We start from the raw sequence: 21,610 nt of genomic DNA on the forward strand, positions 1-21,610 counted from the left end.
GGAGCAGGTACGAACGGCGTCCGTGGCTCTGCCACGGACTCCCAAGGGGGCACTGTGACGGACACTCGGGGACCTCAGCCCCAGTACGAGGGCTACGCGACCGGGCCGTTGCCCGGGGAGCGGGAGCCCGCAGCGGGTCAGGCGGGGCCCTACCACCCGCCGCAGGCGTACCCGTCCCCCGTGGGCGGTACGCAGGGTGGCGGCACACAGGGCGGAGCACAGGGCGTGGGCGGCGTACAGGCGACCCGGTTGCCCCGGACGGGGGCGCGGACCACTCCGCGTACGCGGAAGGCGCGTCTGCGGGTGGCGAAGGCCGACCCGTGGTCGGTCATGAAGGTCAGCTTCCTGCTGTCCATCGCGCTCGGTGTCTGCACCGTGGTCGCGGCCGCCGTCCTGTGGATGGTGATGGACGCGATGGGCGTCTTCTCCACCGTGGGCGGCACGATCAGCGAGGCCACCGGCTCGAACGAGAGCAACGGTTTCGATCTGCAGTCGTTCCTCTCGCTGCCGCGGGTGCTCATCTTCACGTCCGTCATCGCGGTGATCGACGTGGTGCTGGCCACCGCGCTGGCGACTCTGGGCGCCTTCATCTACAACCTGTCGGCGGGCTTCGTGGGTGGTGTCGAGCTCACGCTGGCCGAGGACGAGTAGGGCGCCGGGTATCGATTTTGGGACTGGCCCCGACGTGCGCTAATCTTCAGAAGTCAGCGCAGCAGCGCGGCGGGGCTATAGCTCAGTTGGTTAGAGCGCATCCCTGATAAGGATGAGGCCACAGGTTCAAATCCTGTTAGCCCCACCAGCACGAAGGCCCCCCACCGGTACCGGTGGGGGGCCTTCGGCGTGTGTGGCCGGGATCAGTCTGTCGCCGCTCCCTCGTCGCGCAGGGGGCGGCGCGCAGGGGGCTCGTGCGGGAGGACCGTCGTCCCGCCTGGCCGGCCGGATCGCGGCACACATCCGGTTGCCGTGTTGCTCCGTGCCGGACGACCGCGGAGCCATGGGCCGGGGCAGTGCTGCTGTCCCGGGGCGAGCGGCTGTGCCGGGGCCCGGGGCGCGGGGGCCCCGGGGGCCCGTAGGGGCGGGGCTCGGAGCGGGTGGGGCGATGCCCCGGGCGTTCGGGCGGATATGGCGGGGGCGGTGCGCACGCACCGTCGTGGACGCACGGGAAAGGCCCCTGCCGGCGGGACCGGGTCAGGGGCCTTGAGGGATCGTCCGCGGTTCGCTCACGGGGGGAGCGGGGAGGAGTCCCCCGCGGGAGTGCCGCCGTGGGTGGAGCGGGTGGCGTTCGTCAGGTGCGCGGTGTCCGCGGTGTCGGCGGACAGCTGGCGGGTGGCCGGTGAGGAGCCGTGGGCCTCGGCCCGGATCCGCTGCTTCATCGTGGGCGGCAGCGCCCGGTCACGCGGAAGGGTCCATCGGACCGACGGCGTCGTCGCGGTTGCGGCGGCCTGGCCCGTGTGTTCGTGGGTCGTCGCCGCCGGCTCCGTGGCCGTGGCCTGGGCGGTGGCGAAGCCCAGTGACGCGAGGATTGCGAAGAAGGTGGTGATGAAGGCGGTCCAGATGTTCTTGACCTTGAAGGCGCTCATGGCCCCTCGCTTTCAGGTGGTCCGGTTTGCTTACCTTTCTGATGATGTTGAGGTGTCCGGTGGATTGCGGGACCGACGCCCCCGCTGCGCCGATCTTCGGATGAACACCACTCGTATGGTTCAACCGGTCCGTGGAAGCTCCTCCCGGCGGCGCGGGAGCCGTGACGGAGTGCTGACGGGGTGTCCGGAAGAGAGCCGGCGAGGGGTCGGCGAGGTCCTCGGTAGGTGCCGCGACGGTGCGGCGGACGGGCCCCGGGCAGGTCACCGATCGGTATCGGCCGGTGTGTATAGTCGGGCCGCAGAAGTCCCTTACGTCAAGGAAAGACGAGGTCGCGCGGTGAAGAAGCTTCTCCTGGTCGCACTGGCTGCCATCGGCGGGCTCCTCGTGTACCGCCAGATCCAGGCGGATCGCGCCGAGCAGGACCTGTGGACGGAGGCGACCGACTCCGTGCCCGCAGGTTCGGGTGTGTGAGACGGAACAGTCCGAGACGGGCCCCGGTCGCTGAGCGGCCGGGGCTTCGTGCTGTCCGGCGCCCCTGACCCCCTCCTGTTGCGGAGCCGTGACAGCCGTGCTCTTGAGTTAACCCACGCAAATCAGTAGCTTGCGAGAGCAAAGCGGCCGGGCTGCCGGTAGGCGGCCTCGGGGTGTCGCCGGGAGGTCACGGGGTGGGCGCCGCGCCGCTCCCCACGTGCAGCGCACGCAGGGGGCCGGAGCAGGGGATCCGGATCCCGGTGGTCCGCAGGGGTCGTGGGCGGAGAGTCGGCTGTGGCCGCAGACAACGGTGGTACGGGCGGGGCAGGATGGAACGGCACCGGCACCGGCTCGGGCAGCAGGCCGGGCAACGGCACCGGCATCAGCTCGGGCACCGGCACGTCGCCGGAAGGCGCCGTGGCCACCCCGGCCGGCGGGCGCCGGATTCCGCGGGCCCGTACTCCGGGGGCCGTCGCCGGGTGGGGCGCGGACGGTGGGAACGCAGACGACGAGGGGAAGTGCGTGAACAGGCAGCGCGACAGGGGCCGGGTGACGTCGGCGTCGATGGCGGTGATGTGCGCGACGGCGGTGATGTGCGCGGTGGCGGCGCTGCCCGGGCAGGCGTACGCGGCCGGCGGCCCGGGGACCTACACGTTCGACCCGGCGGCGACAGCCGTCCGCGGCGCGGAGACGAACGCCGACGCGGAGGAACTGGAGCCCGGCTCGGTCTACAAGAGCTCCGTCGAGCCCGGGCAGAAGCTCTACTACCGCCTCGAACTCGACGACGCGACCAGCGCCTACGTCTCGTCCGTGGTGGTCCCCAGGGGGCCCGGGAAGGTCGCCTACGGCGACGGCATCACGATCAGCATCAGGGACCTGGACGACACCCTGTGCGATTCCCAGGACGCGCGCTTCGAGTCGGCCGAGTTCCCGCGCCCCATCGCCGCCTACGCGCACCGGACCGTGGAGAAGGACAGCACCACCTGCGCCGCGGCCGGCACGTACAACGTGCTGATCGAGCGGGAGAGCAAGGCAGGATCCGCCGCGGTCACGTGGGACCTCGAACTGCGCTTCGCCACCGAACCGGCGCTCAAGAAGGGCGCCGCACGGGAGACCGAGGCACCCGAGAGCTGGCCCTCCGCCTCGCCGACCCCGCCCTCCGGGAAGCAGAAACGCTCCGGTGGCAGCGGCTTCCACGACGCGACCGGTCTGGTGACCGGTGAGTGGGTGGACACGATCGCTCCCGGGCAGACGCGCTTCTACCGCGTGCCCGTCGACTGGGGTCAGCAGATCTTCGCGACGGCCGCGCTGAGCAACAACAACAGGTCGACCGAGTACCTCGGCAACGCCCTCGCCGTGTCGCTGGAGAATCCGGTGCGCGGCCACGTGGACGACGCGACGCTCTCGTACTCCGGCAAACCCACCTCCGTGGCCCTGGACCCGCTGCCACCGGTGGCGTACGAGAACCGGTACGCCCCGGCCTCGGACGTCAGTGCCATGCGCTTCGCCGGCTGGTACTACCTGTCGGTGTCGCTCGACCCCGAGGTCGGTGAGCACTACGGGAACACGCCCATCGGACTGACGCTCAAGGTGAGTGTCCGCAACGACGCCGGGCCGACGCCCTACCGGGGGGCCGCCGGGATCTTCGGAGTCGGCGAGGAGGACCTGGACACGGCCAGGGACGGGCTGAGCGAATCCCGGGCCGGGGGCAGCGGGACGATGCGGACGGTGGCCGCGGCGGGCATCGGGACCGGCTCCGTGCTCGTGCTCGGGCTCGGCGTCTGGACCCTGCTGGCCCGGCGCCGGTCCGTGCCGGGGGCCTCGGTGCCCGGTGGGCAGCCGCCGTTCGGGGGCCCGCCGCAGGCCTGGTAGCGCCCGGCCGCGGTGCCGGACGGATTCAGACCCGGGTCAGTGCCCAGATGCCGACGGCGAAGCACACCAGGGCCACGATCAGCACCGGCACCGCCACCTTGAGCGGCGGCCCCGGGCGCGTGGCCGGGGAGGCGCCCCGCGCCGGGACGGGCGGCGTGACGGCAGTCCCGGCGTGGGGTTCCGGTGCGTGCTGCGGCTGCCCCGCGTCCTGCGGGTGCTGCGCGGTGTAGGCCCGGGTGGGAGGCGCCTGGTACGGCACCGCGGCGGTGGGCGCGTGGGCGAGGCCCGCGGCGTCGGCCGGTGACGGTGAGACCGGGTGCGGCGGACCGAAGGGCGCGTACACCTGGCCGGGCGGGGGCACGGGCGCGGACTGCCGCGGTGGCGGCGCCAGGTGGAAGCTGCCCGTCTCGGACATCGAGGGCGGCGGGGGCGGTTGCTGCCCGGACCGCTGCGGCGGGCCGGGAGCCGGAGCCGGGTCGGCCGTCCCCGGCGCCGGCCGGGGGGCCTGCACGGGCCCGTCCGGGCCGAAGCCCGGGGGCAGGGGTCCGATCTGGTCGAACACCTCGACCCGCTCGTCCTGCGGACCGGGTTCCGGCAGCATCTCGACGGCCGCGGCGAGGGCCTTCCGCGCGCCCGTGGCCGTGCGGAAGCGGGCCTGCGGGTCGGGTTGCAGCAGCCCTGCCAGCACCTGCCACAGGGGCTCCGGCACGCCCTGGGGCGCACCCGGCGTGCCGTGGGCGGCGAAGTACTCCACGAGCGCCTGGGCGTCCGGCTTGCGGCCCTGCAACAGATAGAGGGCCACCAGGCCCACGGCGAACAGGTCGGCGGGGAAGTCGGGTTCGGCGCCCATCAGCTGTTCGGGCGCGAAGTAACCCGGCGTGCCGACCACGTAGTTGGTCTCGGTCAGGCGCGGCTCGCCCTTGCGCATGGAGATGCCGAAGTCGGAGAGCCGCAGATGCGGCCGGCCCGTCCCCGTGGCCTCCATCAGGATGTTGGCCGGCTTGATGTCGCGGTGCACGACCCCTTCCGCGTGCACCGTGGAGAGCCCGGACAGCAGCTGGTCCAGCAGGAGGCAGACGAAACGCGGGGGCAGCGGCCCGTAGTCACCGATGACATGGGCCAGCGAACCACCACTGACCAGGTCCATCGTGAACAGGACCTTGTCGTCGTCCGCCGCCCAGCTGGCGGGGGCCAGGACGTGCGGATGCTCGATCCGCAGCGCCTGCTCACGGACGAAGCGCAGCAGTGTGTGCGCGTCGCTCTGCTGCAGGACCTTGGCGGCCACGTACCTGCGGCGGCGGTGGTCCCAGGCGCGCCAGACGGCGCCCACCCCGCCCCGCCCGATCGGGTCGATCAGCTCGTACCTGCCGGCGAAAACCTCACCCATTGCGCTGCGCCCGCTCCCCGTTCCGGTTTCGGCTCGTGGCCCGGCGGCGGCAGGCCGCCGGGGCCCTGTCCGTCAGGGCCCCGGCCGGCCCGCCGCCGGCCGTCCGAGCCGGACGACGATGCCTAGTTCTGGTGGCCCTCGTAGTGCGCGACCGCGTCCGCGGTCCGTCCGGCCCCGTACACCCTGAGGAACTCTGCCAGCTCGGGGTGGGCCGGGGCGAGGGAGTCCGCCGCGTCGATGATGTCGCCGGCCGCGGCGACCGACCGCAGCAGGGACTGGATCTCCCGCACGACGCGCCGGACGGTGAGGGCCCCTCCGGTGCTGGAGGTCTGGCCGGTGCCGGTCAGGACGGAGCCGCCCTGGGACTTCTTGATCTCCTCCATCCGTTCGGTGGCCTCGCCCGCGCTTATGCTGCCGTCGGCCACCTGGCCGGCGAGTTCCTGCAGCGCCTGGACCCGCTGGACGACCGCGGGGTTGCCGATCTTGGCCCGCTGGCCGCTCATCAGCTGCGACAGCATGGGGGCGGACAACCCGAGCACCGCGGCGAGGCGGGCCTGGTTCAGGCCGAGGTCGTCGATCAGCCTGCGGAACAGCGCCCCCAACGGCTCCCCGTACCAGCTGCGCTGGAGCTCCCGGGCTCTCGCCGTTGCCTCTTGCTGCGCTGCGTCCATTGCGTCTCCCCTTGGCTGCGGCTTCGCTGCTGCGAACCTCGTCGTGCATCTTACGGAGAGCGGTTGCGGACGGGGAGCCCCAATCCTTTTGCAGGATTCAGGGGGTGACCCGGTACTCTGTTCTGCGACGGACGACGCGACCCGGATGTGGCGGGTGCCGTCCGCGTATCGGGGCCTTAGCTCAGTTGGTAGAGCGCTGCCTTTGCAAGGCAGATGTCAGGAGTTCGAATCTCCTAGGCTCCACAGCGTCAGCCCCCTCCGACCTGCGACAACGCAGCCGGAGGGGGCTTTTTTCCGTCCGGGCGCCGGGGTGGGCGGGGCCTCGGCGGGCATGTCCTCGTCGGGCGGGTCCGGTGATGCCGGAGCGGCGCGTCCGGTGGTCGGGAAGCCGGGCCGTGGAGGGTGCGGGCCCCGCCGATCCAGGATTTCCGGGCCGCGCACGGCATAGCGGGAGACCGGTGCGGACAGACCTGAGCGGACGAACCCGTACGGGAGGAGCCCGGACGCTCTCGAGCGGCTGAGCGGACGGACCGGGCGGGAGAAGACGGCTGAGCGGACAGCACGGCAGATCGGAAGGCCCCCACACCATGCGCACCAGCAGCACCCCGACCTCCCTCGTCGCCCCCGCCTCCCGTCGCGCCGCGCTCGCCACCCTGGCCGGGATCACCGCCCTGCCCCTTGCCGGATGTACGGGCACGTCCCCCCGGGACACCGCCGAGCCCCGCGCGTCCGGATCGGCCCCACCCGCGTCCGGGGCCTCCCCGGCGGCGTCCGCCGATCCCCGCACCCGGCGTGCGTTCGGCGCACTGGAGCGGCAGTTCGACGCCCGGCTCGGGGTCTACGCCCTCGACACCGGCAGCGGCCGGTCCGTCGCCCACCGGCCCGACGAGCGCTTCGCCTACGCCTCCACCTGCAAGGCACTGCTCGCCGGTGCCGTACTGGACAGGAACTCCCCGCGGCAGCTCGACCGGCTCGTGCGCTACGGGCGCGAAGCGATCGTCGCCAACTCGCCCGTCACGGAGCGGCACGTCGCCGCCGGGATGACCCTGCGCGAGCTGTGCGACGCCGCGATCCGCTACAGCGACAACGCCGCGGCCAATCTCCTCTTCCGCGAACTCGGCGGCCCCGGGGGCCTCCAGGCCGCCCTCCGCTCCCTGGGCGACCGGGTCACGCGGTGCGACCGCTACGAGGTCGCCCTCAGCGACTCCGTCCCCGGCGACCCCCGTGACACCAGCTCGCCCCGCGCCCTCGCGACGGACCTGCGCGCCTACGTCCTCGGCGACATCCTCGACGCCGGGAAACGCGCCCTGCTGACCGACTGGCTCGAGCGCAACACCACCGGCACCACCACCATCCGCGCCGGCGCCCCCGCCGGCTGGCGGATCGGCGACAAGACCGGCACGGGTGGTTACGGCACCCGCAACGACATCGCCGTCGCCTGGCCTCCCGGCGCCGCCCCCATCGCGCTGGCCGTCCTCTCCGACCGCGGTACCGAGGGCGCCGCACGCGACGACGCCCTCCTCGCGCGAGCCGCCGCCGTCGCCTTCGGCGCACTCTCCCGGCCGCCCGCCTGAACCCCGCGACGAAGCACCGACCCGGCGGGCATCGCGTTACGTTCGCCACATAGAACGCAAAGCGCCTTCTCCCCGCCACGTCGTGGGCGACTCTGAGCCGTGTACGGCGAGTAGGCATGGAGCCACCCGGCGACCGTCGAACTCTTGAGTGGAGTCCACTGTGATCGACCTACGGGTGCTGGGGCCGGTACGGGCGCTGTCCGGCGATCGTGACCTCGACATCGGACACGCGCGGCAGCGCAGCCTGCTGGCCATGCTGCTGGTGGACGTGAACAACGTGGTGCCCAGCAGCCGCCTCGCCGAGCTCGTGTGGGACGACAGGCCGCCGCGCCAGGCGCGCAACACGCTCGCCGGCTACGCGACCCGCTTGCGCAAGGTGCTGGCCGGCGCACCCGGAGGCCCGGTCCTCCTGTCGCAGGCAGGCGGGTACGTGCTGCGGGTCGACCCGGTGGCCGTCGACCTCTACCGCTTCCGCGCCCACGTCTTCCGGGCCTCCGCGGTGCGGGGGGACGAGGAGCGCAGCGCGCTCCTGCGGTCCGCGCTGGCGCAGTGGTCCGGTGCCGCGCTCGGCGACCTGCTGGGCACCCGTGCCGAAGCGCTGCGTACGGCACTGGACGGCGAGCGGCAGGCCGCCCTGCTGGACTACTTCGACGCGCAGCTGAGACTCGGCCGGCCCCAGGAGATACTCACCCAGCTCCAGCGGATGACCGAGGAGCGGCCGTACGACGAGGAGTTGACGCTCCGGCTGGTCACCGCCCACCGGGACAGCGGCAATCCCGCCGCCGCGCTGCGGACGTACGAGGCGGCCCGGTCCCGACTGGCCAGCGAGCTGTCGACCGGCCCCGGTGAGGCGCTGCGCAAGGCCGGGGAGCGGCTGCTGCACCCGGAGCGTCCGGCCGGGGACGGGGGCAGCGCGCTCTCCGTCGCCACGCAGGCCCGTGACCGGCTGCGCATGCCCCAGGGCGCCGGGTACTTCGCGGGCCGGGAGCGCGAGTTGCTCGAGCTGGACGTGCTGCTGACGCCGACGCGCGCCACCGCGGTGCCCGCCGTGCCCCAGGGCAGCAACCTCGCCGTCATCAGCGGGATGGCCGGGGCCGGAAAGACAACGTTGGCGCTGCAGTGGGCGCAGCGGGCCCATTCGGCTTTTCCCGACGGGCAGTTCTTCGTGGCGTTACGGGGCCACGAGCCGCACCTTCCGCCCCTCGACCCGATCGAGACGCTCGCCCGGGTACTGCTCGCACTGGGGCTTCCGGCCGCCGACATCCCGTTCGGACTCGACGAACGGGCGGCCCTGTACCGGACGCTGCTCGTCGGCCGCCGGGTGCTGCTCGTCCTGGACGACGCCGCTGGACCGGAGCAGGTGCGCCACCTGCTGCCGCCGAGTGTCGACGGCAGTGCGGTCGTGGTGACCTGCCGGGAGCGGATGCCGGGGCTGACGGCGACCTACTTCGCCGGCGAGGTGCTGCTGGACGCCCTGGACACCGCGTCCGCGCTCGCCCTGCTGTCCTCGCTGGTCGGCAGCGCGCGCGTGGCGAACGAGCCGGAGGCGGCGGCCGGCATCGTACGGGCCTCCGGGCGGCTGCCGCTGACCGTGCGGCTCAGCGGCGCCTACGCCGCGAACCACCCCGACGAACCGCTCGGCCAGGTGCTCGCACGGGTTCCGAGCGCCGACAGCGCGGACGCGCGCGGTGCGATGGGCCGGGCGCTCGACCTGTCCTACGGCAAGTTGAGGAGGGATCAGCGACAGCTGTTCAGGCAGCTGGGCGTCGTCCCGGGCACCGAGTTCGGGCGGGACGCCGTGGCGGCGCTGTCGGACGGGTCGTTCGCCCTGCTGGAGGAGCGCATCGGCGCGCTGGTGCGGGCCAACCTGCTGTCCGAGTACGCCCCGCGCCGGTACCGGATGCACGACATGGTCAAGGAGTACGCGGTGGGGCGCGCCTGTGACGAGGACCCGTGGGAGGTGCGGCGGGGTGTCCTGCTGCGGCTTCTGGAGTGGTACCGGCAGTCGGTGGAACGGGTCAGCGGTGCCAACGGCATCCAGATGCCGGGAGTGCACCGGGGCGCGGGTGCCCTGCCCCTCGGTCCGGGCCCGGGAGCGCGCCCCGGGGACACCGGCCGCCAGGACCCTGCCGGGCCCCACGTTCCCGACGGCCTCGACGGGGCCGGTGATCCGCACGGCCACGGCGGCCCCGCCCCCTATGGCCACCCCGGCCGCGCGGAAGGCGCCGGCGAGGCCGGCATGGCGTGGCTGGTCCGGGAGAAGGCCAACCTGTGCGCGGCCATCAAACTCGCCTCCGAACAGGGGCTCGGTCCGGCCGGCTGGCGGCTCGCCGACGCCATGCTCGGATTCATCCGGCTGCACCCCGGCGGTGACGACTGGTCAGCCGCCGTCGAGGCGGCGCAGAGCGCGGCCGCCAAGGCGGGGAACGAGCGGGCGAACACGGCGATGCTGCTCAACATCGCCGACTCCCGCTACCGCGTGGGCCGGTTCTCCAGCGAGCGGCGGCTCGCCCGGGAGGCGCTGGCCGCCAGCCGGAGCGCCTCCTGGCGGGCGGGGGAAGCGCTCTCCCTGGCGGTCCTCGGCCGGTCGTACTGGTCGGTCGGGGCGATCGGGCTGGCGAACCGGTACCTGGGGGCCGCGCTGCGCATCCACGAGGGCCTCGGTGACCTGGCGGGTCAGGCCAACGCCTTGGGCCGGCTGGCCCGCAACGCCTACGACACGGGTGACCCGGCCCTCGCGCTGCGCGACTTCCGCCGCTCCCTGGTGCTGGCGGAGAAGGCGGGTTCCCGGTTCGGGCAGATCCGCCTGCCCGCCTACATCGCGCTCGCGCTGCGACAGCTCGGGCAGTACGGCGAGGCGAGCCACTGGTGCGAGCTGGCGATCAGTTCGAGCCGTGACGTGGACTTCCACGAGGGCGTGGCCATCGCGCTGACCTGCCGGGCGGCGCTCTTCAGCGATCTGGGGGAGCACGCCCGGGCGGTCGCCGCGGCCCGGGAGGCGCACGTGGCCATCCCGCACCTGTCGGACCCCCGCATCGAGGCGGACTGCCTGATCCGGCTGGGCGGGGTCGAGGCCGCCGCCGAGCACACGGACGTGGCCATGCGCAGTTTCGGCAAGGCGCTGCTGCTCGCGGAGCAGATCAACTACCGGCAGGGAGCGGTGCGCGCCCAGGCCGAGAGCGCGGCCACGTACGTACGGCTCGGCCTGTACGAGGAGGCGCTGGCGGCCGGCCGGCGTACCCGGCGGGCCCTCCAGGGGTACGACATGCGCCTGGTCACGGCGCAGATGCTGGTGCTGGAGGCGGACTGCGCGCTGGCGTCCGGGCGGTGTGCGGCCGCCATCACCGGATACCGCCGTGCCGCCCTCCTGTACCGGACGGCGGGCCACCGCCTGGGCGAGGTGCGCGCCCTGATGGCCTGGGGCCGCGCCGCCGGCACCGTGCCGGGCCACGGCCGTCCCGACCGGCCCTGGCGCCGGGCGCTGGCGCTGGCCGGGCCCCTCGCCGTCCCGGAGGCGGACACCCTGCGGACCCTGCTGGGCACGGGTCCGGTGAGGTAGGTCCCGCGCCCCGGCCCGGTGCCGGGGTGCCGGGGGCGGTGCCGGGCACGGCCGGGCGGTGCGCGGGTGGCTCAGGGGCGGGACGGCCGCGCCGGCGTGCGTGGGGGACGGCGGGCGGGGTGGCTCAGAGGCGCACCACCGTCCCGGCGTACGTCAGGCCGGCCCCGAAGCCGACGAGTACGGCCAGGTCGCCCTTGCGCACGGCCCCGGAGGTGCGCATGCGCTCGATGGCCAGGGGGATGGACGCCGCCGAGGTGTTCCCCTGGTCCACGATGTCGCGGGCCACGGCGACCTCGGCGGGGAAGCCCACGCTCTCCGCGACCGCCTCGATGATGCGCAGGTTCGCCTGGTGCGGGACGAAGGCCTGGACGTCGCCGGGCCCGAGGCCCGAGCGGTCCAGGACCTCCCGTACGACGTCGGGCAACTGTGTCACCGCCCAGCGGAAGACCGACGAGCCCTGCATCCGGATGACGGGCGCCTCGCGCCCCGGCTCCTGGCGGACGGTGATGGCCTCGCGCAGCGAGGGGTCCGTGCCCCACACCACGGATCCGATGCCCGGTTCCGTACCGCGTCCCACCACGGCCGCCCCCGCGCCGTCCGAGAAGAGAAATGCGGTGGAGCGGTCCTGCGGGTCGAGGATGTCCGACATGCGCTCCACCCCGATGAGCAGGCAGGTGCGGGCCTGCCCGGACGCGACGGACGCGGCGGCCAGGGAGAGCCCGACGGTGAATCCGGCGCAGGCGGCGCCCACCTGCCAGGCGGTGCCGGGTACGCCCAGGCGGCGGCCGATCTCCGCGGCGAGGGCGTTCGCCGCCGCCCCGGTGCCCGTCCCGCCGACGTCGGACATGGTGGCGACCAGCACCTGGTCGACCTCGTCCGGTGCGATACCGGCGTCGGCGAGCGCCTTGCCGGCGGCGGTGGCGCCCATCTCCGCCAGCGTCTCGTCCGGGTCGGCGAAGCAGCGGGTCCGGATGCCGCTGCGGCGCAGGATCCACTCGGGTGACGAGTCCAGGGTGCGGCAGACCTCCTCGTTGGTGACGATCCGTCGGGGCCGGTAGCCCCCGATGCCGAGCAGGACCGCGTGGTGGCGGTCCGGCCCGGGGTCGTGCGCGGCGTGAGTGGTGTTCACACGGGGCTCCTGTCTCGCTCGCAACTGCGTCCTTGCCTGCTCCCTCGCTTACTCCTTCGAAGGGTTTACGCACCGGAGGCCGCCACCCCGCGTGACACCCCGGCGACAGTGCGCGCCGTTTCCGCTTGACAACCACATACCGACGGTATGTACTCACATACCCAAGGAATGTTAGTTGGAAGGATCGACAGGTGACCTCAGTACCGCTTGCGTCTCGCGCCGAGCCGTCGAGTGCGGGGAAGACACTGCTGCTCACGTCGGCAGCCACGTTCATGGCCTTCCTCGACACGACGATCGTCAACGTGGCCTTCCCGGCCCTGCACGCGGACTTCCCCGAGGAGTCCGTCACCGACCTGACCTGGGTGGTGACCAGCTACGGCATCCTCTTCGCCGCCCTGCTGACCCCGGCCGGGCGCTTCGCCGACATCCTGGGCCGGCGCAAGCTGTTCCTGTGGTCGGTCGGAATCTTCAGCCTCGCGTCCCTCGCCTGCGCCCTCGCGCCGAACATGGAGCTGCTCATCGCCGCCCGTGCGGTCCAGGGCATCGGCGCGGCCGGCATGATCCCCTCCGCGCTCGGACTCGTCCTCTCCGAGACACCCGCCGAGAAGCGGGCCGAGGCCATCGGCATCTGGGGCGCGGCCGGTTCCATGGCCGCGGCCGCGGGTCCCGCGCTCGGCGGGCTGCTGGTCAGCGAGATCGACTGGCGCGTGGTGTTCATCCTGAACGTCCCGATCGGCCTGGCCGTGATCTTCGGTGCCCTCGGCCTGCCCGAGCGGCCGGTGGAGAAGACCAAGCTGCCCGACCTCCTCGGCACGGCCACCGTCACCATCGGCATCGCCGGTGTCGTCATCGGCCTCACCAAGGGCGGCGACTGGGGCTGGGACGCGGCCGCCACCTGGATCTGGATCGGCGCCGGCCTGCTCTTCATGGCCTACTCGCTGCAGCGCTCCGGCAAGCACCCCGCCCCGGCGGTGGAGACCAGCCTGTGGCGCACGCCGATGTTCGCGGCGGCCAACCTCACCGCGTTCCTGCTCGGTGCCGGCCTGTTCGTCTGGTTCCTGTCCGGGCCGCTGTACCTCACCACGATCTGGCACTACTCCGTGCTCAAGGCCGGCCTCGCCGTCACCCCCGGCGCGGTGCTCTCCGCCGTGGCCGCCATCTCGATCGGCCGGCGTCTGAAGCCGGAGAAGCAGCGCCCGGTGGTCATCGTGGCCGGCATCGCCTTCCTCGCCCTGAGCATCTGGGCGTACACGGGCCTCGGCTCCGACCGTGAGTTCCTGGCCCTGTGGCTGCCGTACGGTGCGCTCGGCGGCGCCGTGATCGGTGCGGCGCTCACCAGCGTGACGACGGCGGCGTCCATCTCGGTGCACCCGCTCAAGTTCGCCACGGGCACCGGTATGGCCACCACGGCACGGCAGTTCGGCGGTTCGGTCGGCGTGGCCGCGATGGCCGCGGTGTTCGCCGCGGGCGACCTGAGCACGCCGCAGCCGTACCTGAACGCGTTCCTGCTCGCGGGCATCTTCATCGCGGCCTCCGCGGTGCCGGCGTTCTGGATGTTCACCCCGAAGTCGATGGCGCAGATCGCCGAGACCCAGGCGCAGATCCAGGCCTACATGCGGGCCCAGGCCGAGGCCGCGGCCAAGGCCGCCGCCGCACCCGCGGGCACGCCGTCCGCGGAGGGCGCGACCACGGGCGACCGCGGCTGACCGGTCGCACCACCCCGAGACGCCGGCCGCGGTTCATCCCCCGTGACCGCGACCGGCCCCGGCGGGGCCGCGGTTCCACCACAGGAACCGCGGCCCCGCGTCACGTTCGCCTGCGGCGGGGCCCGCGCTCCCGGCAAAGCGGTACGCCAGCGCCGCGCCGGCCCCGGCGGAGCGGGCGCGTATCAGCATTCGGCGTGCGCCTCGCCCGCCCACCCCTCAGCACGGGGCCGCGCCACCCGGCCCCGCCACCGAACCGGCCCTCGCGGCACCGGCACTCCTGCGACGCCGGCGCTCCCGCGACCGTCCTCGCAGGTCGCGGCACCTGTCGCGGGAGACGGCGGATCCCTCCGAGAAATCCGCGATCGTCACGAGGGGGGTGACCCCTCCGGCCCGTAATACAGGACGAGAGCCCATCGGTTCGATGAGGGGAATTGATGAACACAGTCCTCGACTGGCTGGACTCCCCCGCGCCGGAGCGTGGAATCCACTACTACCGAAACGGCGACTGGCACCTGCGTGACTACGCGGACATCGCCTCGGCGGCCCGCCGGACAGCCGCCTTCCTGCATGCGAACGGCGTCACCAAGGGCGTCGTGTCCCTGCTGATCGAGGAGCCCGAGACCTTCGTCCCGGCATTCCTCGGCACCATGTACGCGGGGGCCACGCCGTCCCCGATCGCCTCACCCGTCACCTTCGGCGGCCACGAGGCCTTCACCGAGCACGCCGCGGCCGTCCTCGGCGCCGCCACCCCGGCCGCCGTGCTGACCGACGCCCACCTCGCCCCGCTCGCCGCGGCGGCGTGCGCGAAGGCCGGGACGGGCACGCCGCTCGTCCTGCCCGATCCGGCCGGGCTGCCCGACGCCGACGACCTGGCACCCCGCCAGGCGGAACTGGCGCTGCTGCAGTTCACGTCCGGATCCAGCGGTACCCCGAAGGGGGTCCGGGTCACCGGCGACAACCTCACGGCCAACGTCCGCGCCATCCACGGGTGGCTCGGGGTGACGCCCGAGGACTCGTGCTCCTCGTGGCTTCCGCTCTACCACGACATGGGCCTGATCGGGACGTTCCTGGGGTCCGTCGTGGCCCAGATCGACCTGTGGCTGATGAGCCCGGTCGACTTCATCCGCTCCCCGGCCCGCTGGCTCGACTGCCACGGGCGGCACGGGGTGACCATCACCACCGCGCCCAACTTCGGTTACGGGTACGCGACGTCCCGGGTGCGCGAGGAGGAGCTGGCGGGAACCGACTTCTCCACATGGCGGGTCGCGATGAGCGGCGCCGAGCGCGTGGACGCCCGGGTCGTCGCCGACTTCACCTCGAAGCTCGCCCCCCACGGGTTCGACTCCCGCGCCCTGACACCCTGCTACGGCATGGCGGAGACGACGCTCGCCGTCACCGGTGTCCGCCCCGGCCACGGGGCGCGCATCATCCGCCCCTCCGGCCCGCTGGACACCGGAGCACCGGTGTCCGTCGACGGCTCGGGCACCCTCGGCGTCGACCGGCCCGAGGACCCCGCCGCCTGGATCGCCTCCTGCGGCACGCCGGTGCCCGAGACCGCCGTCGAAGTCGTAGACGACGACGGCACCCCGCTGCCCGACGGCACGTTCGGGGAGATCCGGGTCAGGGGCACCTCCGTGGCCGACGGATACGAGTCGCCGGACCCGGCCGCCAGTGCGCCCTTCGGCGACGACGGGCTGCGCACCGGGGACGCCGGATTCCTGCTCGACGGCGAGCTGTACGTGGTCGGGCGGATCGGCGACAGCATCAAGGTCCGCGGCCGCAAGGTCCACGCGGAGGACCTGGAGGCGGCGCTCACCTCCGTACCGGGGGTACCGCCGGGGCGCTGCGCCGTGGCTCTGGGCAACCGCGCCGGACGCTCGGGAGCGGTGGTCGTCGTGGAGGCACCCGGCGACGGCTGGCTGGACGCCGTGACCGGCGTGCTGCGCTCCGCCCTGGACGCCTCGGTCGCCGTGACCGTGGTGCGGGCCAGGCGCGGCACCATCCCACGGACCTCCAGCGGCAAACCGCGCCGCCGGCTGCTCTGGCGCCAGGCGGGCGAGGACGCGCTCACCGGCGACGTACTGCACAGCACGCACGGCAACGACCGACCGACAGCACAGAACGCACCGGGACTGGATGGGGCAGCAACATGAGCGTCACGACCACCGGGCTCGTACTCGACGTCACCGAGACGGCCCCCGAAACCTCCGCCGAACAGCGCGGCCGGCTCGCGAACTCCGCAGACCTCTACCGCCGGTGGGAGCGCCAGCAGTGGGCCGTCGCCCAGGTCGACCCCGCCCGGGACGCGGAGACCTGGCAGGCCCTCACCCCCTTCTCACGCGCCCAGATGCTCGGCTCGCTCGGCGAGCTGGAGGTCGGTGAGGTCACGGTGACGCACACGCTGGGGGCGCTGATCGACGCGCCGCCCACCGAGGACGACCGGATCTTCCTCTGCACGCAGCTCGCCGACGAGGCGCGGCACGTGCGCTTCTTCCAGACCTACCTGCAGGAGGGCTGCCGGACGGACCTCGACGCGGTCGAGGAGGGCGCCGACTACGCGGAGGTCTTCACCCCCGAGCTCACCCGGGCGACCGACGCCGTGCGGGCCGACCACGGGGACCGCGAGTCCTGGTACCGGGCACTCGTCTACTACCACCTGATCACCGAGGGCGTGCTCGCCGCCACCGCCCTGCGCACCACCCGCTTCCTCGCCCGCCGGCTGAAGCTGGAGGCGCTGGAGGAGGGCCTCACCAACGTCACCCGTGACGAGTCCCGGCACGTCTCCTTCGGCCTGCGGGCCGCGCAGGACGGGGTCGCCGGCGGATTCGCCCAGGTGGTCGGCGACGCCCACTTCGAGTCGCTCGGCGTGGCGGCGTGGGTCCTCATCGGCCCGTCCCGGCACAACCCGGTGCCCGCGCTCCGCGCGGCCCTCCTCAGCCGCGCCGCCCAGATCCAGGGCAGCGTCGAGATCGCCCGGGAGCGCCTGGTCAAGCAGCTGCGGCTGGTGGGCCTGCCGGACCTGACCGAGAAGGCCGCGGCCTCCTGGGACCAGGCGGTGGAGACCGCCCTCGACGCCTACGCGGAGCGCTGGGACGCACCGCACCCCATCCGAGCGGCCGCGGCCTGAGCGGCGCCGGACCCCTGACACCCACGAAGAAGACAGCGAAAGGGACCACGAGGACATGGACAACGACACACTGCGCGCGCAGGTCCGGCGGATCGTCGGGGAGATGAGCCCGCTCGGGGCCCGCGAGGTGCGGTCCGAGGACCGTCTCGTCGAGGAACTCGGCTACGACTCGCTCGCCGTCATCGAGCTCTCCCTGCGCATAGAGCAGGAGTTCCCGCTCGCCGACCTCGGTACGAACGCGACGCCCGACATCACCACGGTGAAGGACATCGAGGACTTCGTCGACCAGCAGCAGGTGGCGCCGAGCGACGCCGCCTGATCCACCCGACCGCCCAGAGAAGGACCACGAGAAGATGACGACAGACGATCTGCGCAGCGAGGCGGACGATCCGCTGACGCTCTCCCACGACGAGTGCGTGGAGCTTCTGCGGGGAGCTCCGTGGCAGCGGCTCGCCGTGATGGGCGACAGCTTCGCCGCCGGCCTCGGCGACCCCAGCGAGGGGTACGCCCACGTGCCGTGGCCTCAGCGGATCTCGGCCGCTCTGGGTGCCGGTAAACCCGACTTCGGTTATCTGAACACCGGCGTCATGGGCAAGCGGACGGGGGCCGTCCGGACCGAGCAGCTGGAGCAGGTCCTCGCGTTCAAGCCGGACCTGGTCAACGTGGCGGCCGGCGGCAACGACCTGTTCGACGCCGAGCCGGACCTGGACGGCGTCGAGGCCGACCTGGACGCCATGTACACGGCGCTCAGGGCGCAGGGCGCGGACATCTTCACCTTCACCGTGACCAACGTCTTCGAGTCGGTGCCGGAACTGGCGGTGTTCAGCGACCGCACGGCCGCCCTCAACGAGCGCATCCGCGCGGTGGCGGAGCGCCATGACGCCGTGCTGATCGAGATGTGGAGCCATCCCGTACGGCTGCGCCCGAACCTGATGAGCGCCGACGGCATCCACTTCGCGATGGAGGGGCACGCCGCCCTCGCCGCCGAGATCGTCAAGGCCCTCGGGGCCCGGGTCGCGAACCGCGCGGAGACGTGATGGCAGACCACGAAGCCGTACGCCACATCGTGATCGGCGCGGGCTCGGCCGGCTGCGTCCTGGCCGAGCGGCTCAGTGCCGGCGGTGACGGGCAGGTGGTGCTCATCGAGGCGGGCGGTCCCGACCGGCGCGCCGAGATCAGCATCCCGGCCGCGTTCCCCGCCCTGTTCGGCACGTCGGCCGACTGGGGCTACCGCACGACCCCGCAACCGGGCCTCGACGGGCGCAGCCTGAACTGGCCGCGCGGGCGCACGCTGGGCGGATCGTCCTCACTCAACGCCCAGATCTGGACCCGCGGGCACCGTGCGGACTTCGACGGCTGGGCCCACGACGACGGGTGCGCGGGCTGGTCCGCCGACGAGGTGCTGCCCTACTTCACCCGGGCCGAGGACCGCTCCGGTACGGGCGCCTACGGCTCGGGCGGGCCGATCCGCATCGAGGACCTGCGCGACCCGAGCCCCGCCACCACCGAGTTCCTGGATGCCTGCGCGGAGGCCGGACTGCCCGCCCTGGACGACGGGAACCCGCTGGAGCCGGAGGGCGCCGGCCCCGTGCGGGCGACCCAGCGCGGGGGGCGGCGGTGGAGCTCCGCCGACGGGTACCTGAGGCCGGCGCTGCGGCGCGGGAACCTCACCGTCGTCACGGACGCCCACGTCGAGCGGATCCTGATCGAGGACGGCCGCGCGGTCGGTGTCGCCTACACGACCGCCGACGGGCCGGCCGAGGTGCGCGCCGACGGCGAGGTGATCCTCGCGGCGGGCGCGATCGGCTCCCCGCAGCTGCTGATGCTGTCCGGCGTGGGCGACGCCGAGGAGCTGCGCCGGCACGGCATCACCGTACGGGCGCACTCCCCGCGCGTCGGGCGGGGCCTCGCCGACCACCTCTACGTCCCGCTGGCGTTCGAGGCGCACGGCCGGGTGACCCCGGGGGTCACCGACCAGCAGGGCGAGATCGGCGAGTTCCTGCGCGGCAGGCGCGGGCGGCTGACGTCGAACCTCGCGGAGGCCGTCGCCTTCCTGTGCAGCGACCCGTCGCTCACGGCGCCGGACCTGGAGTTCGTGTGGATGCTGGTGCCGTTCCTCGACCAGGGGCGGGCACCGCAGACGCACGGCGTCACGCTCGGCGTGGTGCTGCTGCGGCCGCGCAGCCACGGCACCGTACGGCTCGCCTCGGCCGACCCGGCGGCGCACCCGGTGATCGACCCCCGTTACCTGTCCGACCCGGACGGTGACGACCTGCGGGTGCTGACCGAGGGGGTGCGCCGGGCCCGCGAGGTCCTCACCCGCCCCGCGCTGGCCGGGCGGCTCGGGGAGCCCCTGACACCGGGCGCCCTCGACCCGGACCCCGAGACGGTGCACGCCCTGGCCAGGGCCCACGCGGAGACCCTGTACCACCCGGTCGGCACCTGCGGCATGGGGGCGGATCCGGAGGCCGTACTCGATGACCGGCTGCGGGTGCGGGGAGTGGCGGGGCTGCGGGTGGTCGACGCCTCCGCGCTGCCGTCCCTGCCGCGCGGCCACACCCACGCCCCGACCGTGATGCTCGCGGAGCGCGCGGCCGAACTGATCCTCGCCGACGCCGCACAGAACCGCGTCGGCGCCCTGACGCACCGCTGACCGGCCGGCCGCGCCAGGAGCACCGACCTACCGACCTCATGAGACGAAAGGCAGTACGACTGTGACCGTTCAGGACCCGCAGCTGTTCATCGAGGCCTTCCGAGCGGCCTTCGCCGACGCGGATTTCGCGGCTCTGCTCAAGGAGCGCGACTTCTCCCTCCAGTTCGTGGTGACCGGGGACACCCACACGGCCTTCCTGCTGGACTCCGACGGCGTGCACGACGGCGCCCCGCACCCCGCGGGCCTGCGTCTGGAGGTGCAGCCGGAGGCGCTCCACCTGATCCTCCTCGGGCAGCTCGCCGTGACCCGGGCGATCGTCGCCCGCCGCCTCGTCGTCAAGGGCCCCGTCCCCCAGGTGCGCCAACTGGCCGACTACCTGCCGGCGATGGGGCGCGCGTACGCCCAGCTGGCCCTGGCGCCGGCCTCCGCCTGAGCCGCGCGGGAGCGGCCCGTACGGCCCGGTCAGGCCCCCGCCCGGCCGCCCGGCGCGCCTGCGGACCGCTGAGACCCCGGTACCGCCCGCACTCCGCAACCCACACCGTCCGCCACCACAGAAAGCCGATGTTGTGATCGCGACCACCACCACCGCCGTCCCGAACGCCCCGACCCTGTCCGACCTGCGCGCCCTCAACGCCGCGGCCATGCCGTCGCTGTTCCAGCTCCCGCCCGAGATCGAGGAGCTGCGCGAGGAGGTCCGCGAGTTCGCGCAGACCGTGGTGAAGCCGCGGACCCTCGCCAACGACCTCGCTCCTGCCGACGACTTCGACTGGGAGATGGTCGAGGCCGGCCACCGGCTCGGGCTGCTGCGCCTGACCATCCCCAAGGAGCTCGGCGGCCGGGGCATGGGCGTGCTCGGCGTGTCCGTCGCCATGGAGGAGCTGGCCTCGGTCTGCCCCAGCACGGCCCTGATCTTCGGTGCCTCGCTGCTCGGCCAGACCTCCGTGCTGTTCTCGGGCGACCAGCAGCTCCAGGCCCGCTTCCTCCCCCCGTTCCTCGGGGACAAGCCGGTCCTGGCCTGCAACGCCATCACCGAGGAGACCGCGGGCTGCGACCTGCTGATACCGGAGCACGCCGAGCTGGCCGAGGACGTGATGACGGCCCGCCGCGACGGCGACCACTTCGTCCTCAACGGCATCAAGCGCTTCATCACCAACGGCAAGATGGCCGAGTGGGCGGCCGTGTTCGCCAACATCGAGGGCAACCCCGGTGCCACCGGCCTGACCGTGTTCATCGTGCCGCTGGACAGCGAGGGTGTCACCCGCGGCGAGGTGGCCGACAAGATGGGCTACCGGGCCTGCCTCGGCACCACGCTCCACTTCGACGACGTGCGGGTCCCGGAGGAGAACATCGCCTTCGGTGAGGGCGGCGGCTGGAACTACCTCACCGTGCAGTCCAACCAGGCACGTTCGATCGTCGCCGCCATGTCGACCGGGGTCGCCCGGGGCGCCTTCGAGATCGCCAAGGAGTGGGCGGGCGAGCGGGTCCAGGCCGGCAAGCCGCTCTACGAGCACCAGTTCACCGCCCGCAAGCTGGCCGAGATGTCCTCGAAGATCGAGGCCTCCCGGCTGCTGTACCTCCAGGCGGCCTACCAGGCGGACAACATGATGCCGGCCCCCGTCTACGGCCCGGCGGTCGCGAAGATGTTCGCCGACCGGGCGGCGATCGAGGTGGCCGAGGAGGCCATGTCCATCGTCGGGGCGCGCGGCTACTGCCGTGACCACGGCGTGGAGAAGCTGGTCCGGGAGTCGTTCGGCGCCCGCATCTACGAGGGCACGCCGGAGGTGCTGGCCCTGGCCATCACGGGTGCGCTGTACGGGCGGCGGCTGTGACGCCGGCCGCCCGTGCCGACCGGGCGCCCACCCCCCGCGCGCCGGCGTCGC

17 protein-coding genes and 2 tRNA genes are annotated in these 21,610 nt (G+C 73.4%); 15 read left to right on the plus strand and 4 right to left on the minus strand.

The window, feature by feature from the left end; translation table 11 throughout:
* The first annotated feature begins 54 nt into the window (after positions 1–54).
* On the plus strand, positions 55–651 hold the full coding sequence (locus tag ABZ371_RS03190) for a DUF3566 domain-containing protein (RefSeq protein ID WP_358672856.1): 597 nt from the start codon (positions 55–57) through the stop codon (positions 649–651).
* A gap of 71 nt (positions 652–722) precedes the next feature.
* Positions 723–799: transfer RNA gene (locus tag ABZ371_RS03195), tRNA-Ile, on the plus strand.
* A gap of 421 nt (positions 800–1,220) precedes the next feature.
* On the opposite strand, the gene ABZ371_RS03200 is transcribed toward ABZ371_RS03195, so the two are convergent.
* Positions 1,221–1,580 (minus strand): DUF6344 domain-containing protein, encoded by a 360-nt coding sequence (locus ABZ371_RS03200; protein WP_358672857.1) that lies wholly within the window; start codon positions 1,578–1,580, stop codon positions 1,221–1,223.
* A gap of 337 nt (positions 1,581–1,917) precedes the next feature.
* Between ABZ371_RS03200 and ABZ371_RS03205 the strand changes: the two genes are divergently transcribed.
* Both ABZ371_RS03205 and ABZ371_RS03210 read left to right on the plus strand, forming a co-directional pair.
* Positions 1,918–2,052, plus strand: coding sequence for a DLW-39 family protein (locus ABZ371_RS03205; protein WP_003958712.1), 135 nt, complete (start codon positions 1,918–1,920; stop codon positions 2,050–2,052).
* Between the two features lie 564 nt (positions 2,053–2,616).
* Positions 2,617–3,924, plus strand: a complete 1,308-nt coding sequence (locus ABZ371_RS03210; protein ID WP_358672873.1) for a hypothetical protein — start codon at positions 2,617–2,619, stop codon at positions 3,922–3,924.
* Between the two features lie 25 nt (positions 3,925–3,949).
* On the opposite strand, the gene ABZ371_RS03215 is transcribed toward ABZ371_RS03210, so the two are convergent.
* Both ABZ371_RS03215 and ABZ371_RS03220 read right to left on the minus strand, forming a co-directional pair.
* Complete coding sequence (locus tag ABZ371_RS03215) at positions 3,950–5,311, minus strand: protein kinase (protein ID WP_358672858.1); 1,362 nt, start codon at positions 5,309–5,311, stop codon at positions 3,950–3,952.
* 122 nt (positions 5,312–5,433) lie between these two features.
* Entirely contained in the window at positions 5,434–5,982 is a 549-nt protein-coding gene (locus ABZ371_RS03220; RefSeq protein WP_358672859.1) for a DNA-binding protein, read from the minus strand.
* Positions 5,983–6,152: 170 nt separating this feature from the next.
* Here ABZ371_RS03220 and ABZ371_RS03225 point away from each other — a divergent pair.
* The 3 genes from ABZ371_RS03225 (at position 6,153) to ABZ371_RS03235 (ending at position 11,115) form a co-directional block, all read left to right on the plus strand.
* Positions 6,153–6,225 (plus strand) — tRNA-Ala (locus tag ABZ371_RS03225).
* A gap of 344 nt (positions 6,226–6,569) precedes the next feature.
* Positions 6,570–7,556 (plus strand): class A beta-lactamase, encoded by a 987-nt coding sequence (bla, locus tag ABZ371_RS03230; protein ID WP_358672860.1) that lies wholly within the window; start codon positions 6,570–6,572, stop codon positions 7,554–7,556.
* 160 nt (positions 7,557–7,716) lie between these two features.
* Positions 7,717–11,115, plus strand: a complete 3,399-nt coding sequence (locus ABZ371_RS03235; protein WP_358672861.1) for a BTAD domain-containing putative transcriptional regulator — start codon at positions 7,717–7,719, stop codon at positions 11,113–11,115.
* A 124-nt stretch (positions 11,116–11,239) separates the two neighbouring features.
* Here ABZ371_RS03235 and ABZ371_RS03240 read toward each other — a convergent pair whose 3' ends face one another.
* Entirely contained in the window at positions 11,240–12,244 is a 1,005-nt protein-coding gene (locus ABZ371_RS03240; protein ID WP_358672862.1) for a beta-ketoacyl-ACP synthase III, read from the minus strand.
* Between the two features lie 191 nt (positions 12,245–12,435).
* Here ABZ371_RS03240 and ABZ371_RS03245 point away from each other — a divergent pair, with 191 nt between their 5' ends.
* From ABZ371_RS03245 to ABZ371_RS03280, 8 genes are all read left to right on the plus strand, one after another.
* On the plus strand, positions 12,436–13,950 hold the full coding sequence (locus ABZ371_RS03245; protein ID WP_358672863.1) for a DHA2 family efflux MFS transporter permease subunit: 1,515 nt from the start codon (positions 12,436–12,438) through the stop codon (positions 13,948–13,950).
* Positions 13,951–14,384: 434 nt separating this feature from the next.
* Positions 14,385–16,103 (plus strand): AMP-binding protein, encoded by a 1,719-nt coding sequence (locus tag ABZ371_RS03250; RefSeq protein WP_358672864.1) that lies wholly within the window; start codon positions 14,385–14,387, stop codon positions 16,101–16,103.
* A complete protein-coding gene (locus tag ABZ371_RS03255) occupies positions 16,100–17,077 on the plus strand; it encodes a ribonucleotide-diphosphate reductase subunit beta (RefSeq protein ID WP_358672865.1) in 978 nt (325 codons plus the stop codon). The genes ABZ371_RS03250 and ABZ371_RS03255 overlap by 4 nt, the downstream gene beginning before the upstream one ends.
* 55 nt (positions 17,078–17,132) lie before the next feature.
* Positions 17,133–17,396: a phosphopantetheine-binding protein gene (locus ABZ371_RS03260; RefSeq protein ID WP_358672866.1), complete on the plus strand. Its 264-nt coding sequence runs from the start codon at positions 17,133–17,135 to the stop codon at positions 17,394–17,396.
* Between the two features lie 34 nt (positions 17,397–17,430).
* Positions 17,431–18,114 carry an SGNH/GDSL hydrolase family protein gene (locus ABZ371_RS03265; RefSeq protein WP_358672867.1) on the plus strand — a complete coding sequence of 228 codons (684 nt, stop codon included), beginning with the start codon at positions 17,431–17,433 and terminating at the stop codon, positions 18,112–18,114.
* The gene (locus tag ABZ371_RS03270; RefSeq protein WP_358672868.1) at positions 18,114–19,730 is read left to right on the plus strand and encodes a GMC family oxidoreductase N-terminal domain-containing protein; all 1,617 of its coding nucleotides are present in this window, start codon (positions 18,114–18,116) and stop codon (positions 19,728–19,730) included. The genes ABZ371_RS03265 and ABZ371_RS03270 overlap by 1 nt, the downstream gene beginning before the upstream one ends.
* A 61-nt stretch (positions 19,731–19,791) precedes the next feature.
* Positions 19,792–20,163, plus strand: a complete 372-nt coding sequence (locus ABZ371_RS03275; protein ID WP_358672869.1) for an SCP2 sterol-binding domain-containing protein — start codon at positions 19,792–19,794, stop codon at positions 20,161–20,163.
* A 133-nt stretch (positions 20,164–20,296) separates the two neighbouring features.
* On the plus strand, positions 20,297–21,559 hold the full coding sequence (locus tag ABZ371_RS03280; protein WP_358672870.1) for an acyl-CoA dehydrogenase family protein: 1,263 nt from the start codon (positions 20,297–20,299) through the stop codon (positions 21,557–21,559).
* Positions 21,560–21,610 lie beyond the last annotated feature (51 nt).

The sequence above is a fragment of the Streptomyces sp. NPDC005899 genome (assembly GCF_040629645.1).
In the GTDB taxonomy this organism is placed as follows: Bacteria; Actinomycetota; Actinomycetes; order Streptomycetales; family Streptomycetaceae; genus Streptomyces.

Excerpts from the sequence above, each read along its gene's own strand:
- ABZ371_RS03200 (WP_358672857.1), bottom strand. The coding sequence starts at position 1,580 with ATGAGCGCCTTCAAGGTCAAGAACATCTGGACCGCCTTCATCACCACC.
- ABZ371_RS03210 (WP_358672873.1), top strand. The coding sequence starts at position 2,617 with ATGGCGGTGATGTGCGCGACGGCGGTGATGTGCGCGGTGGCGGCGCTG.
- ABZ371_RS03215 (WP_358672858.1), bottom strand. The coding sequence starts at position 5,311 with ATGGGTGAGGTTTTCGCCGGCAGGTACGAGCTGATCGACCCGATCGGG.
- ABZ371_RS03220 (WP_358672859.1), bottom strand. The coding sequence starts at position 5,982 with ATGGACGCAGCGCAGCAAGAGGCAACGGCGAGAGCCCGGGAGCTCCAG.
- bla (WP_358672860.1), top strand. The coding sequence starts at position 6,570 with ATGCGCACCAGCAGCACCCCGACCTCCCTCGTCGCCCCCGCCTCCCGT.
- ABZ371_RS03250 (WP_358672864.1), top strand. The coding sequence starts at position 14,385 with ATGAACACAGTCCTCGACTGGCTGGACTCCCCCGCGCCGGAGCGTGGA.
- ABZ371_RS03255 (WP_358672865.1), top strand. The coding sequence starts at position 16,100 with ATGAGCGTCACGACCACCGGGCTCGTACTCGACGTCACCGAGACGGCC.
- ABZ371_RS03260 (WP_358672866.1), top strand. The coding sequence starts at position 17,133 with ATGGACAACGACACACTGCGCGCGCAGGTCCGGCGGATCGTCGGGGAG.
- ABZ371_RS03265 (WP_358672867.1), top strand. The coding sequence starts at position 17,431 with ATGACGACAGACGATCTGCGCAGCGAGGCGGACGATCCGCTGACGCTC.
- ABZ371_RS03270 (WP_358672868.1), top strand. The coding sequence starts at position 18,114 with ATGGCAGACCACGAAGCCGTACGCCACATCGTGATCGGCGCGGGCTCG.